Source organism: Hymenobacter sp. R533113 (genome assembly GCF_056835965.1).
The window spans coordinates 655,423-668,500 of sequence record NZ_JAKWBD010000001.1 but is presented as its reverse complement, the minus strand read 5'-3'; the positions used below and the strand labels follow the sequence as shown (position 1 = coordinate 668,500).

Sequence of the window (13,078 nt, the reverse complement as noted above, 5' to 3'; positions counted from 1 at the left end):
GCCGAATCAAACGGCAGAAAACGCGGGCGTCGCCAGCAGTAGCGAAGCGCTTCTTTTAATTGACCGCCGCACGAACAGGTGCCGGGCGGCTGGGGGGCTTTTTGGCGTTCGGAGCGGCTTTTGGTGTAGCCTTTGGGGGGCTTTTTTAGTCTTGATATTGGTTTTTTTCGGTTTTGCCTTGGCAGGCAGATTGAAATGCTTGCCTAGCGTAGCGCGGCGGGTTGGGCGTTCCTTGATTCGCCACTGCATGCCTTTCAAGGTTTTATCTTCCTCTTTTAGCTCGTGGGGAGGAATAAAGCTGGCGTCAGGGTTGGTTTGAAAGGTGATGGTTTGAAGCTTGTTGGCGGCAAAGCGTAGCGCCATGGTGGAGCTTACTGCTTTGTTCATGCCGGTGGTAGTCGTGTCACCCTCAAGAGCAAAGTAGAGGCTCTCGGCGTTGCCAACCACATCAACTTTTTTTATTTTATTATCACCGAAGTACGCCACCATGTTGCGACCCTTCACCTGATTGAAGTTGAGCAGCGTATCCTGACCCACGATAAAGGCATTAGCGTACAGGCGCATCTGGTCGATTTTGCCGCGCCGCTGCCGAATTTCCATACTGTCCGAGGTGAGTTGGTTCTGATCGCTCCACAGAATCGGATTTCGGTTTAAGTAGATAATCGAGTCCTGCCGGTCGTAGGTCAGCGAGTCGCAGCGGCCCTGCAAGTCGGTGCGGAAGATGCGCACTTTGGGAAAGGCGTAAATAACGCCCCCCGACGTTTGCCCCGGCTGCCCTTCCACACTCATCAGCGTATCGGCGGCCAGATACAGCGTATCGCGGTCCGAAATGTTGCGCATCACGGGTGTGCCATACACTTTGGCCTTGCCCAGCGCCCGCCAGTAGCGTCCCACATCGCCCCGAATCACGATGTTATCTTTCTTGGAAGTCATCGACACGTTGCCGGTAGCCACGCCGTACTGCCGGGCTTCGTCGTACACCAGCTTGTCGCCGCCGAGCAGATAATCCGGCGTCTCAATCTTGGCGTTGCGCTGAAAATTCGAGACCCGCGTGACGGTATTATAATAGCCGTTCTCGGCGTATAGGCTGCGACCCTCTGACCCCGTAATGCGCGTGGGGCCAAAGAAATAGGCAATCTTCGACACCGTATTGTACTGCAAAGAGTCGGTGGTGATGAGGTTGTCTTTAGTAGTCAGGCGCACGTCGCGGCGAAAGCTGAACACTTTCGAGACGGTATTATAGTAGCCCCGCTGGCTGGTGAGCGTGTTTTCGGGGTCAGTCAGGCGGCCGCCGGTGCTATAGTAGGCCTGCTTGCGGTTCAGGTCGTAGTCGAGAGCCTGGGTAATTAGGGTCATCCGCGGGTCGCGCATCACTACGTTGCCGGTCATGCGCGCCTTCCGCGTGTCGCCGTCGTAAAAGGCTTGGTCGCCGGTAATAGTCAGCGTGTCGTTTTCCACGATGCGCACATTGCTAAAGGCCTCCAGCGCATTGCGGCCGATATATTGGTAAGCCGAGTCGCAGTAGATAAAGGTATTCTGCTGTTTAAAGCTCACATTACCAATCAGCTTACGAATTTCAACCCCGTTGAAATCACCACCCACCAGCTCGCCCGCCGTCAACAGCTCGATGCGTTGGCCTTTGGGCGGAGCGGCGATTTTAGGTGCAGGACGTTGCTGCGCCAGCACGGTCAGGGGCAGCAACAACAGAAAAAAGAGGAGTCGTAGAAAGCGCATTTCGCCGCAAAGGTACAGAAGGCCCGGTGGTAACGCCCATCTTTGCAGCGTAGTGCCTTCGTAGTGGATTTTGCCCCTCAATGTAAGCCTCAACCCCTAGCCCCTTCTCCCGTGGAGAAGGGGGACTAGCTTCAAATTACTAGTATTCTAGTCAAGGCTAAATTTTCTAGAAAACTTAAAAGCTAGTCCCCCTTCTCCACGGGAGAAGGGGCTAGGGGTTGAGGCAACCACCAGAACAACCACAGCCATGCTCGACCGCGTCCGCCAGTTTATTGAAGAAAAAAATCTCTTCTCCCCTACCACCGACCAGCTTTTGGTTGCCGTGAGCGGAGGCATCGATTCCGTGGCCCTGGCCGATGTGCTGCACCGCCTGGAAGTACCGTTTGCCATTGCGCATTGCCATTTTGGGTTGCGGGGTGAAGAGGCCGACGCCGATGAGCAATTTGTGCGCAAGCTGGCCAAGAAATATGACGTGCCTTACTTCGCCGAGTTTTTCCAGACCAAGAAATTTGCCGCCCAGGAAGGTATATCCACCCAAATGGCAGCCCGTGCGCTACGTTATGAGTGGTTTGAGCGCATCCGTCAAACGCAGCAGCTCAGCTACATAGCCACCGCCCACCACCAGCGCGACGCGGCCGAAACGATGCTGCTCAACCTTACACACGGCACTGGGCTGGCTGGCATGCACGGCATTCAGGCCAAAAACGGCTACGTGGTGCGCCCGTTCCTAGGTATTGGCAAAGAAGAGTTATTTGAATACGTAATGGAAAACCGCCTGGTGTGGCGCGAGGATGCCTCCAACGACAGCACCACCTACCAGCGCAACCGCCTCCGCCACGAGGTGCTGCCCGTGCTGCGCGACATCAATCCTAACCTCGACCAGACCCTGGAACACACTGCCGAGCGCGTCGGTGGCGCCGAGGAAATCGTGCGTCGCTATGTGGCCGATACGGCTGCTCAGGCCCGGAAAGTGGAAGAGGAAGTAACCTACTTCAATATTGCCACCCTGCAAGCTACGGCCGCCATTACGCTAGTTTTGCATGAGTTGCTGCGGCCGTTCAACTTCTCTTTTCCCGTTACCAAAGAAATTGTGGCTGCCTTCAAGGCCACTGCCGGCCGCCGCTTCGAGTCGCCCACGCACCTGCTGGTGAAGGACCGCGACCAGCTGGTTATTACCCGCCGCAACCTCACCCGCTTTGGTACTCACCAGCTGCACGCGGGTCAGACCAAGCTGCTCGCCGACGGCCTGCACCTGACCGCCGACCTGCACGAAGCCGAAGGCTTCACCGTGTCCCGAAAGAAAAGCGAAGCGGCGCTCGACGCCGACCGCCTGCAATTTCCGCTCACTGTGCGGCGCTGGCAAGAAGGCGACTGGTTTATGCCCATCGGCATGAAGGGTAAGAAGAAGCTCAGCGACTTTCTCATTGACCAAAAAGTGCCGCTTAATCTCAAAGATGACGTGCGCGTACTTGTCACGGCCGATCAGCGCATTGCCTGGGTTATCGGCTTTCGGCCCGATGAGCGGTATAAAGTGACCGAGGAGACGCAGCGGGTGCTGGTGCTGCGCCAGATGTAGGCAAGAGTAAAATGCTAATTATTTAATGTCAAGTTAATGGAGTAACCGAAAAAATAAAGAGCACTGTTTTGGGATAATGCACTAATTTAAGGCTCTGGACTTGAAACAAATCTATCTCATTATCAGAACATTACATATCATTATAAATATTTTACTTTCTGATAGTAGGATTCCCCCCTTTTTTTATTATTTGCCAGCAGTATCGCCTATCTACTTGATTATCAGGTTTAATCAGATTTTAATAGGCGGCCTGCAAGCTGATTATGGGCTGGCTACCCACGTTATGCGACGGCAACCTGAGGTGCTGCTCCTCTGCCGTTCGGTTAGGTAGACCGCTGATTTCACGGTTACTTGAAGTCGTTAATTAATCTCAATTACAACTGTATTATGAAAAAGTCTTTATTTCTCGCCGCGCTATTGTGCGGGACCTCTTTTGCCAGCTTTGGAATGACTCCTTCAGCAAAAGGTGATAATTCTAGTGAAATCGCCTCACATTTGATAACTGATTTAACACCCGAACAACAATACCTTCTTTTTAAAGTAAATGGTGAATTTTACGAAGTTAGTATATGTGGGCATACTGAAACTATTTATGGATCTAGGGCTGAGGCGCGTGAATTCGTGAGAGTTTTGGCAAAAATTTACTGTTAAGACTGGAAAGCAAAAGTACAAATGATTCTGATATTCCCAACGAACAATTAGCACGTTTTTTAACTGGCTAATTGTTCGTTGCCTTTTTATTAATCTTTCTCTAAAAAAAGAAATAATGAGAAATTTAACTCTAGCCGCTTATCTTCTACTTGCGTGTTTTTTCTCTACTTCATTTCAAACAAATTCACTTCAATCGGAAGAAATCTCCTTTGTCTGCACTTACAATCTAACTTATCAGCCTGACTCTTTAAGTAAGGAGAAAAAATCTGAGCTTATGCTTCTTACTATCGCTCCTAACTCTTCTAGGTTCGAGAGTCAATATTCCCATTTCCAAGATTCTATACTTACTAGTCCTTTATTCGATCAGTCATCAGTGAATGCTTTGGTAACGTATATAAAGACTGGTTTCAATTTTAAAATATATAAATCATATTCAAATAAAACCATTAAACATTATGATACAATTGGTGAGACAACGTACAATATTAAGCAGAATTCTACGACTATCCCGTGGAAAATTTCTAATGAATCTAAAGCAATTGCGAACTTTGCCTGCCGTAAGGCAACGGCTTCATTTGGGGGACGACAGTGGATAGCGTGGTTTACAACTGAAATACCCGTCTCCGACGGACCCTATAAGTTTACGGGACTACCCGGATTGATTACGGAAATAGAGGATACACGGGGGCATTATAAATTTACGCTCATTCGCCTCGCGAAATTAAGTCCTGGCACCAAATTGAGCCTTCCCGTGCAGGCCGTTTCTACCACTCCAACCGAATATACCAAAGGAGAATCTGTATATTACTTACAGAAGGTAACGGAAGTTGCTACCAAAGGCAATTCTCCAGAGGTGGCTCATCAGCTAATACAAAACTATAAGCAGAAGCAAGCCAGGAAGAATAATCCGATTGAGCTTAAATAAAATAGCGGATAGTGTGAGTATAGCAACTGTACAAGCCGTGGGCTAAATTGGCAGTAAAAGTATACCTGTTGTACAAATTACCTATGTCATGGCGGGCTGTTGCGTACTTATTATTCCTGATCTGGTTAATAATCGGTTGGCGTCCGTCCACCGCGCAGAGCACAATTAGCGGGCAAGTGCGTACGGCGCAGCAGGAACCGATACCGGGAGCATTGGTTGAATTGCAAAATGCCCGCGATACTCAGATTTCAACGGTAGTAACAACGGACGAGTCAGGTCAATTTACGCTCCGCGTCGAGTGGCCGGCCGATTCTTTGGTGCTTAGTGTGCGGGCGCTGGGCTTCACGGAGCAGGTACGCCGGCTACCCAACCGCAGCCAAGCCGTAAGCCTGACGCTACCGACCAGCACTACCCAGCTCAAAGAAGTAATCGTCAAATCCGACCCCATTCGCCGGCAGGGCGACACGCTTAGCTACAACGTCGGCTCCTTCACCGACCCGAAAGACCGGGTAATCGCTGACGTGCTCCGCAAGATGCCGGGCATTGAGATAGAAGCCGACGGGCGCATTCTCTACGAGGGCAAGGCCATTCAGAAGTTCTACATCAACGGCGTGGATTTGCTGGAAGGGCGCTACAACCTGGCCAGCAACAACCTACCCGCCGGGGCCGTGCGCGACGTGCAGGTGCTGGAAAACCATCAGCCCATCCGCGCCCTCGACAGCCTGGTGCGCTCCGACCGGGCCTCCCTAAATCTTAAACTGAAAAAGGCCGTGACCCTGACCGGGCAGGCTCGCCTCGGGGCCGGCCTGGCCCCGGCCCTCTGGAACGTGAACCTGTCGCCCATGCTGTTTACCAAAAAGCAGCAGCTCATCGACACTTACCAGACCAATAATACGGGCCAGGACGTATTGGCCGAGCTAAAGCCCCTGGGCCTGGAAGAGCTACGGCAGCTCGACCAAAGCAGCAACCAGAAACCCACGCTGACCGGCATTCAGGGCCTAAATTTGCCCCCCATCGTCGGCAGCCGCTACCTCTTCAACCAGGCTCACCTGCTCAGCGCTAACCACTTAGTAACGGTGAGTAAGGAAACGCAGCTGCGGGTGAATGCCTCCTACCTGCACGATACCCAACGGCAGGAAGGCGGCTCCCAGACGTTTTATTACCTACCCGACGAAACGGTAGTGCTGACCGAGGCCAAGCGCAACCGCCTGCGGTTCAACAACCTGCAAACCGATCTGGCGCTGATTAAAAACGGTAAAAAACAGTATCTCAAAAATACCCTGAGCCTGCAAGGCACTTGGGATTCGCAGGCCGGCGACGTGCAGCGGGGCGCCGAGCAGGTCCCCATCACCCAGCAGGCCACCAACCCATTTTATGCTGTCACGAACCGGCTGGGCGTGGTGCGGCCCGCTGGGGGGCAAAAGCTGGTGCAAGTAGCTTCGGTCGTTTTTTACACGAATAGTCCGCAGCGGCTGGCCGTGTCGCCCGGCCCGTTTGCCGATGTCTTGAACGGCGATATGGCCTACGACACGGCCCGGCAGCGCGTCCGGTTGACCACGTTCTACACCGATAATTCCGTCAGCCTCATTACCAGCCGGGGGCGCTGGGGCTATACCGGCGCGCTAGGCTTTTCGCAGGAAATCCAGCGGCTGACCTCCGCGCTGGAAGTTGCGCCAGACCTGTTTCCAGCCGCCGATACGCTCCGGCGCAATAGCCTGAATTGGAGGCGGGGCAAATACTACGCGCAGCCGACTATCAGCTATAAAGCGCCGACCTGGAACGCCAGCCTGGAAATGCCCGTCAGTCTGTGGCACTTCGCCATTCGGGATACGCCGCTGGCCGCTACGCAAAACCTGCGCACCCTGACAGCGGAGCCGCGCCTGAGCGGACGCTACGACCTGAGCCCTTTGTGGTACGCCTCGGCCGGCACCGGCCTGAGCAACCGCTTCGGTACCATCGAGCAGCTCAATTACGCCTACATTCTGCGCGACTACCGGACCCTGCAACGTAACGATGCGCCCCTGGCCCATAGCCTAGCTTGGAATTCCAACGTCGGGCTGTATTATAAGAATCCGTTAAAATCATTATTCTACCACGCCACTTACGGCTTCACGGTCGTTAGCAATAACCGGCTCTACCGCAATACCGTACAGGATAACGGGGTGCTGACCACCGTGGCAATCGACCAGGATAATCAGGCGGTGTCACACAACCTGTCGGCCAATGTGAGCCAGTTTCTCAGCGCTATCAAGACGACCGTGACCTTGCAGGGCAGCGCCCGTCTCAACCGGCAGCAGCAGATTCTGAACGCTGTGTTGGCGGAGGCGCGAAACCGCAGTCTTAGTGGCACTTTCAAAGCCAGTATGGCACCCTTTGAATGGAGCAACCTGGAGTACAACGTGACGATTACCGCGTTGCGAAACGAGGTAGAAAGTGCGCCCGCGCTGCCTGCGGCGGTTCTGCAGGAACATCATGCTTCCCTGGCGCTGTATCCAGTCAGCAATCATCAGTTGCTACTGTATACCGACTACTACAAAAGCCAGGGGCCAGGCCCAACGGTACGCACCGTGTTTTCGGATGTCGTGTACCGCTACACGCTCACGCAGGGTCGTAGAATTGACTTTGAAGTGAAGTGGAGCAATATTTTTAATACTCGGCAGTATCAATACTCGTTTGCCGACCAGTTCATTCTGGTGCAGAACACTTACGTGTTGCGGCCATCGCAGCTGCTTTTTTCGGTTCGTTTGTCCTTATGAGATTAGCAGAAAGCTGAGCGCTATACGTCGGGTTTTCACTACCCTTCGCAAAAACCTCCGGCGCGAAAACCGTTTTCGCTTACTTTTACCCCACGAATCCTAAACTGTACACCCAATTCCTCACCCGATGAAAGTTACCGTAGTTGGGGCTGGCAACGTGGGCGCAACTTGCGCTGATGTACTCGCCACCCGCGAAATCGCCAACGAAATTGTTCTCGTTGATATCAAGGAAGGCTTCGCCGAAGGCAAAGCGCTGGACATCTGGCAGAAGTCGCCCGTTATCGGTTACGACTCCCGTACCGTGGGTGTCACCGGCGACTACAGCCGCACCGCCGACTCCGAAGTAGTTGTTATTACCTCCGGTCTGCCCCGCAAGCCCGGCATGAGCCGCGACGACCTGATTTCGACCAACGCCGGCATCGTCAAAACGGTGACCGAGCAGGTGGTAAAGTACTCGCCCAACGCCATTATCATCGTCGTTTCCAACCCGCTCGACGTGATGACCTATCAGGCCCACCTTACCTCTGGCTTGCCCCGCGAGAAGGTATTTGGCATGGCCGGCATCCTGGACACGGCCCGCTACCGCGCTTTCCTGGCTGAAGCCCTAAACGTGAGCCCCAAAGACATTCAGGCCGTACTCATGGGCGGCCACGGCGACACGATGGTACCTTTGCCCCGCTACACTACCGTGGGCGGTATCCCAGTGACGGAACTGATCGGCAAAGCCGAGCTTGACGCTATTGTGCAGCGCACGGCCGTGGGTGGTGGCGAGCTGGTGAAGCTCATGGGCACATCGGCGTGGTACGCACCGGGCGCGGCTGCCGCGCAAATGGTAGAGGCCATCGTGCGCGACCAGCGCCGCGTGTTTCCCGTGTGCATCAAGCTGGAAGGCGAATACGGTATTGATGGCGTTTACCTCGGTGCTCCGGTTATTCTGGGCAAAAACGGCATCGAGCGCGTTATCGAGCTGCAACTCAATGATGAAGAGAAGCAGATGCTCGAAACTTCGCGTGGCCATGTGAAGGAAGTAATGGAAGCTCTCGACAAAATGACCCAAACGGCTTAGTTTTCGTTAAGTAGATATAAAAAAGCCCCCCAGACCACGTCTGGGGGGCTTTTTGTAGTAAAAGTCTATTTAGGGAAATACTTTATAAATATCCTTGCAATGCACGATGCGGGCAAACTCTACCGTCCCACGCTGGATAAAAACGCCAATGCGGTAGTCACCCAAGCGAATCCGATAGGCTGTTTTGTGCCCCTTCAGCTTCTTCAAATTCACAATTTCAGTGCATTTGTCAACTGCTTCCACTTGCTTAATTACTCCCGCTACATCAGCTTTGATTGCTGCTTCCGCTAACTTATCAATGTCTTTGCTGAATTTGAGCGTAAAGGTTGTTTTCTCGAATTGCCAAGCTTTTTCATGATGCTGGCTCGTGAAAGATGACGACTGCCTTCAGCCTCCTTCATTAGCGTCAGCAGGCCTGCGTCCTCGCGCTCTTCCGGCGTCAGTACTTTAACTTCTACATTCAGCTTTTTCATTAAATCAGTTATTAGCTTCATATCTGATTTGCTCTTGGGAGTTATCATTAATGAGTTCATATTCTGCTGGTTTAGTTTACTTCTGACTCGCCCGAAACAGCTTCTGCTTTTCGTCCTTCGACAAGCTCTCGTAGCCGGAGCGGGAAATCTTGTCCAGAATCAAGTCAATCTCGTCTTGCTCGGGTTTCACGATGTTGCCTTTACGGGCGGTGGCTGGCTCAGCAGGCTTGCTTCGGTGCGTAACCCGTAGGCGCGGCCGGCCGCTGAAAAGCCCCCGAGCCAATCGCCGATGGCCTGCACTGGGCGGCCCAGATCAGTACCGCGCTGGAGCAGTTTAATAAATGCGAAGCCAAAAATGGCCCCCCCGATGTGCGCGATTTCACCCCCGGCGTTGCCACCATCGATGCCAGCCAGAGAAATGAGTACGACTACGAAGGCGATGTACTTGATCTTGACCGGACCAATCAGGATTAAGCTGAACGTATAATCTGGCAGCAAAGTAGCAGCGGCCACAATGATGGCCGTAACGGCCCCGGAGGCGCCCAATACTTCAGCCAGCGGGCCATTGCGGTAAGCCGGCACCAAATTATAAGCCAGCAGAAATAACGCTGCGCCGGCCAGCGCGCCCAAAATGTAGAGACTGACCAGCTTCCGGTCGCCGAGGTACTCGCGCACTAAAGAGCCAAACCAATACAGGTTCAGCAGATTGAAAATAATGTGCAGAAAGCCTTGATGTAGAAAAGCATACGTCAGCACCGACCAGGGCCGACGCACCAGCGCGCCCAGGTCGGCAGGCAGGCTAAACAGACGCACGATGCTTTCGTAGATGCCCGAGCCCCCAGCCAAAAACGCTACCGCCTTAATCAGAATCAGCACGACAAATACCAGGATATTGATCAGCAGAAGCTGATTCAGGGCATTGTCGCGGCGGCTGAAGGCGGTGCGGATATCGTTTACAATACTCATGAAAAACGCAGCAGGTGTTAACCGTTATTAGTACATCCGGGTGCGGTTGCGCTCCCAGAGTTTCAACAAAATGAACCCAATCAATATTCCACCCAAGTGGGCGAAATGCGCCACATTGTCGCCCGGCACCCGCTTGAAGCCGGAGTAGAGCTCATAGATGCCATACAGCGCGACGAAGTATTTTGCCTTGATCGGGAAGGGAAAGAACAGGAGCATTAGCTCCGTGTTGGGGAATAAATAGGCAAAGGCGAACAAAATACCAAACAGCGCGCCCGAAGCACCCACCATCGGCGAGTTAAAGCTGCGGCCGTAGATGGCATTGATAGTTTCATTAGCGGAGGCAATCAGGCCCGCGTCGTTGGGGTTGCGCTGCAAGGCGGCGGCCACTACTTCGAAGCCGCGGGCTTCGGGCGCATTATCGCGAAAGAAATCAGCGAAGGCCACGCCGGAAGGCTCCTGCTGAAACGCCAGCCGCGCTTCGTTCATTTTATTCAGCTCATAAAACCGTACGCCCGAATACAGGATACCAGCCCCAATTCCGCATACCAACCAAAATATCAGAAACCGTTGGCCACCCCAGCGCTGCTCCAATAGCGGCCCGAAAGAAATAAGGCCGAACATATTGCCAAAAATGTGCCCCAGCCCGCCGTGCATAAACATATAGGTCAGAAACTGCCAGGGTTGAAAGCTTTGTGAGCCCACCGGATATAATGCCAGCCAGCCCAGCCCTAGCTGCGAGGCGAGCAGGAAAACGCCAATATTTATAAACAGTAAAATGCGAACTGTGGGAGTCAGATTGAACATGAAGCGTGGAAAGGCGGATGAGATGAGTTACGCTGCTAGCAACAGCTAACCGGGGCGATAGTCAAGCAGATTATTACGGCTTAAACGGTATTACCGTCGGAAACGATAACCGGCCCGAATGCAGTGCCATCTACTTGCTTATCGAGTGAAGAACGCTTGCAGCTGATCGAGCTCTAAAAGCACCAGAGTTTTGCGGCCGTCGGGCGTGTAGCCAGGCACGGCGCAGGCAAAAAGCCGATCAACCAGGGCGTTCATCTCCACCTCGGACAGGCGGGCGCTGGCCGCGCTGCTGGCCACGCGACGAGCTAAGGCCCGCGCCATCTGCTCGCGCCGATCCAGCTTTACGGGGCCGGCGTGGGTCCGAAACTGCTCAATCAGGCCTTCAAACAGTTCCTTTTCGTCGCGGGCCGGTACATCGGCCGGAATGCCTTCCACGGCAATGGTAAGGGGGCCAAATTCGGTGAAGCGAAACCCCAGCGCGTGCAACGGATCGGTAACCTCACGCAACACGGCAAAATCGGCGGGCGAAAACGTAACGGTGCGCGGGAAAAGCAGGGTTTGCGAAGCGCCACTTTCCCGCTCCAAAGCCTGGGCGTATTGCTCATACAGAATCCGCTCACGGGCGGCCAGCTGGTCAATCAGCATCACCCCCGATTTTACCGGCACCAATACATACTGCTGATGCACCTGAATAACCTTGCTCCCCGGCCCCGCCTGATTTTCGCGCAAGGGCAACTCCGGGCTGGCCGTTTCTATCGACGCCAGTTCCTCCTCTGACGGCGGCGTATCGGTGGCTTCCGCCTCTACATCGGGCAGGGTGGTCTGACCGAGCGAGCGGTAAAAGTCTTCCAAATCCCGTTTGGCCTGATCGGTAGGTCTGGGGGGCAAATTTCGATCCTGGGGGGCAAATCTATCAGGCTGCCGCTCGCGGGGCGAAGGCGAGGCTGCCTGCGCGGCGGCGGCGGATAGCGCATCGGGGCGGTACTCGTCGGAAAAGGAGTTGTGGCTGGCCCCAGAGGTGCGCAGCGGACGAATCGGGGCGAAGTTCACATCGCCTTCAAAGTCCAGCGAGGGTGCCATATTGTGAATGCCCAACGATTGTTTCACCGCTGCCCGCACAATGGCATACACCGTTTTCTCGTCCTCAAACTTTATCTCCGTCTTGGTCGGATGCACGTTGATGTCGATGGTCTTGGGGTCAAGCTCCAAAAACAACACGTAAAACGGATGAGTGTCGCGGGGCAAGAGGCCCTCGTAGGCCGCCAGCACAGCGTGGTTGAGGTAAGCCGAGCGGATAAAGCGGTTATTAACGAAAAAGAACTGGTCGCCCCGGCTTTTCTTCGCCGACTCAGGCTTGCCAATGAACCCCTTGACGGTGATAAAGGGCGTTACCTCCTCGCAGGCCGCTAATTGCTCCTTATAGCCGTTGCCCAGCAAAGCCACGATGCGCTGGCTTAGCTTACCGGCCGGCAGGTTGAACACCTCCAGCTCATTCTGATAAAGCGAAAAAGTTGTCTGCGGATTTGCCAAGGCCACATGTTGGAACTCGTCCAGAATATGACGCATCTCTACAGCGTTGCTCTTCAAAAAGTTACGCCGCGCCGGCACGTTGTAAAAAAGATTCTTGACCGCGATGCTGGTACCATCGGGGCAGGCCACGGGCTGCTGGCTCATTACCTGGGAGCCTTCCACCAATAACAGCGTACCCGTATCGTATTCGCGTTGTTTGGTGCGCAGCTCCAGCTGCGCCACGGCGGCAATGGACGCTAGCGCCTCACCTCGAAAGCCAAGCGTGCGAATCCGGAACAAATCCTCGGTGGAACGAATCTTGCTCGTGGCATGGCGTTCCAGGCTCATGCGGGCATCGGTCGGCGACATTCCGGCACCGTTGTCTACCACTTGCACGAGCTGCTTACCGGCATCTTTGATAATGAGCTGCACCTGCGAAGCACCCGCGTCCACGGCATTTTCCAGCAATTCCTTCACCACGGATGCCGGACGCTGGACCACCTCGCCGGCCGCAATCTGGTTAGCGAGGTACTCGGGTAGCAATTGTATCACGTCCGCCATCGACCGGGAACTGAGGAGGTTAAGAAAGAGGTTAACAGGAGTAAAAAGGCCTTAACT

Annotated in this window: 12 protein-coding genes; 5 read left to right on the top strand and 7 right to left on the bottom strand. The window is 54.0% G+C overall.

Going from position 1 to position 13,078, the window contains the following annotated elements; all coding sequences use genetic code 11:
- Positions 1–6: 6 nt before the first annotated feature.
- Positions 7–1,734 carry an OstA-like protein gene (locus tag MKZ35_RS03100; RefSeq protein WP_482511750.1) on the bottom strand — a complete coding sequence of 576 codons (1,728 nt, stop codon included), beginning with the start codon at positions 1,732–1,734 and terminating at the stop codon, positions 7–9.
- 247 nt (positions 1,735–1,981) lie between these two features.
- Here MKZ35_RS03100 and tilS point away from each other — a divergent pair, with 247 nt between their 5' ends.
- The 5 genes from tilS to mdh all read left to right on the top strand — a co-directional run bounded on the left by tilS (position 1,982) and on the right by mdh (position 8,708).
- Complete coding sequence (gene tilS, locus MKZ35_RS03095) at positions 1,982–3,310, top strand: tRNA lysidine(34) synthetase TilS (protein WP_482511749.1); 1,329 nt, start codon at positions 1,982–1,984, stop codon at positions 3,308–3,310.
- A 387-nt stretch (positions 3,311–3,697) separates the two neighbouring features.
- On the top strand, positions 3,698–3,961 hold the full coding sequence (locus tag MKZ35_RS03090) for a hypothetical protein (RefSeq protein WP_482511748.1): 264 nt from the start codon (positions 3,698–3,700) through the stop codon (positions 3,959–3,961).
- Between the two features lie 115 nt (positions 3,962–4,076).
- Positions 4,077–4,886, top strand: a complete 810-nt coding sequence (locus MKZ35_RS03085) for a GLPGLI family protein (protein WP_482511747.1) — start codon at positions 4,077–4,079, stop codon at positions 4,884–4,886.
- Between the two features lie 83 nt (positions 4,887–4,969).
- Positions 4,970–7,642, top strand: a complete 2,673-nt coding sequence (locus tag MKZ35_RS03080; RefSeq protein ID WP_482511746.1) for a carboxypeptidase regulatory-like domain-containing protein — start codon at positions 4,970–4,972, stop codon at positions 7,640–7,642.
- A 127-nt stretch (positions 7,643–7,769) separates the two neighbouring features.
- Complete coding sequence (mdh, locus tag MKZ35_RS03075) at positions 7,770–8,708, top strand: malate dehydrogenase (RefSeq protein WP_482511745.1); 939 nt, start codon at positions 7,770–7,772, stop codon at positions 8,706–8,708.
- A 69-nt stretch (positions 8,709–8,777) separates the two neighbouring features.
- Here the strand turns inward: mdh and MKZ35_RS03070 are convergent, their stop codons facing one another.
- From MKZ35_RS03070 to mutL, 6 genes are all read right to left on the bottom strand, one after another.
- Positions 8,778–8,984 carry a type II toxin-antitoxin system RelE family toxin gene (locus tag MKZ35_RS03070; protein WP_482512257.1) on the bottom strand — a complete coding sequence of 69 codons (207 nt, stop codon included), beginning with the start codon at positions 8,982–8,984 and terminating at the stop codon, positions 8,778–8,780.
- 11 nt (positions 8,985–8,995) lie between these two features.
- Positions 8,996–9,241, bottom strand: a complete 246-nt coding sequence (locus MKZ35_RS03065) for a hypothetical protein (RefSeq protein ID WP_482511744.1) — start codon at positions 9,239–9,241, stop codon at positions 8,996–8,998.
- Positions 9,242–9,257: 16 nt separating this feature from the next.
- Positions 9,258–9,371: a DUF6576 domain-containing protein gene (locus tag MKZ35_RS03060; RefSeq protein ID WP_482511743.1), complete on the bottom strand. Its 114-nt coding sequence runs from the start codon at positions 9,369–9,371 to the stop codon at positions 9,258–9,260.
- Positions 9,368–10,147, bottom strand: a complete 780-nt coding sequence (locus MKZ35_RS03055) for a rhomboid family intramembrane serine protease (RefSeq protein ID WP_482511742.1) — start codon at positions 10,145–10,147, stop codon at positions 9,368–9,370. Before MKZ35_RS03055 ends, MKZ35_RS03060 begins: the two co-directional genes overlap by 4 nt.
- 27 nt (positions 10,148–10,174) lie before the next feature.
- Positions 10,175–10,951, bottom strand: a complete 777-nt coding sequence (locus tag MKZ35_RS03050; RefSeq protein ID WP_482511741.1) for a rhomboid family intramembrane serine protease — start codon at positions 10,949–10,951, stop codon at positions 10,175–10,177.
- A 138-nt stretch (positions 10,952–11,089) separates the two neighbouring features.
- A complete protein-coding gene (gene mutL, locus MKZ35_RS03045; protein WP_482511740.1) occupies positions 11,090–13,021 on the bottom strand; it encodes a DNA mismatch repair endonuclease MutL in 1,932 nt (643 codons plus the stop codon).
- Between the last annotated feature and the right edge of the window lie 57 nt (positions 13,022–13,078).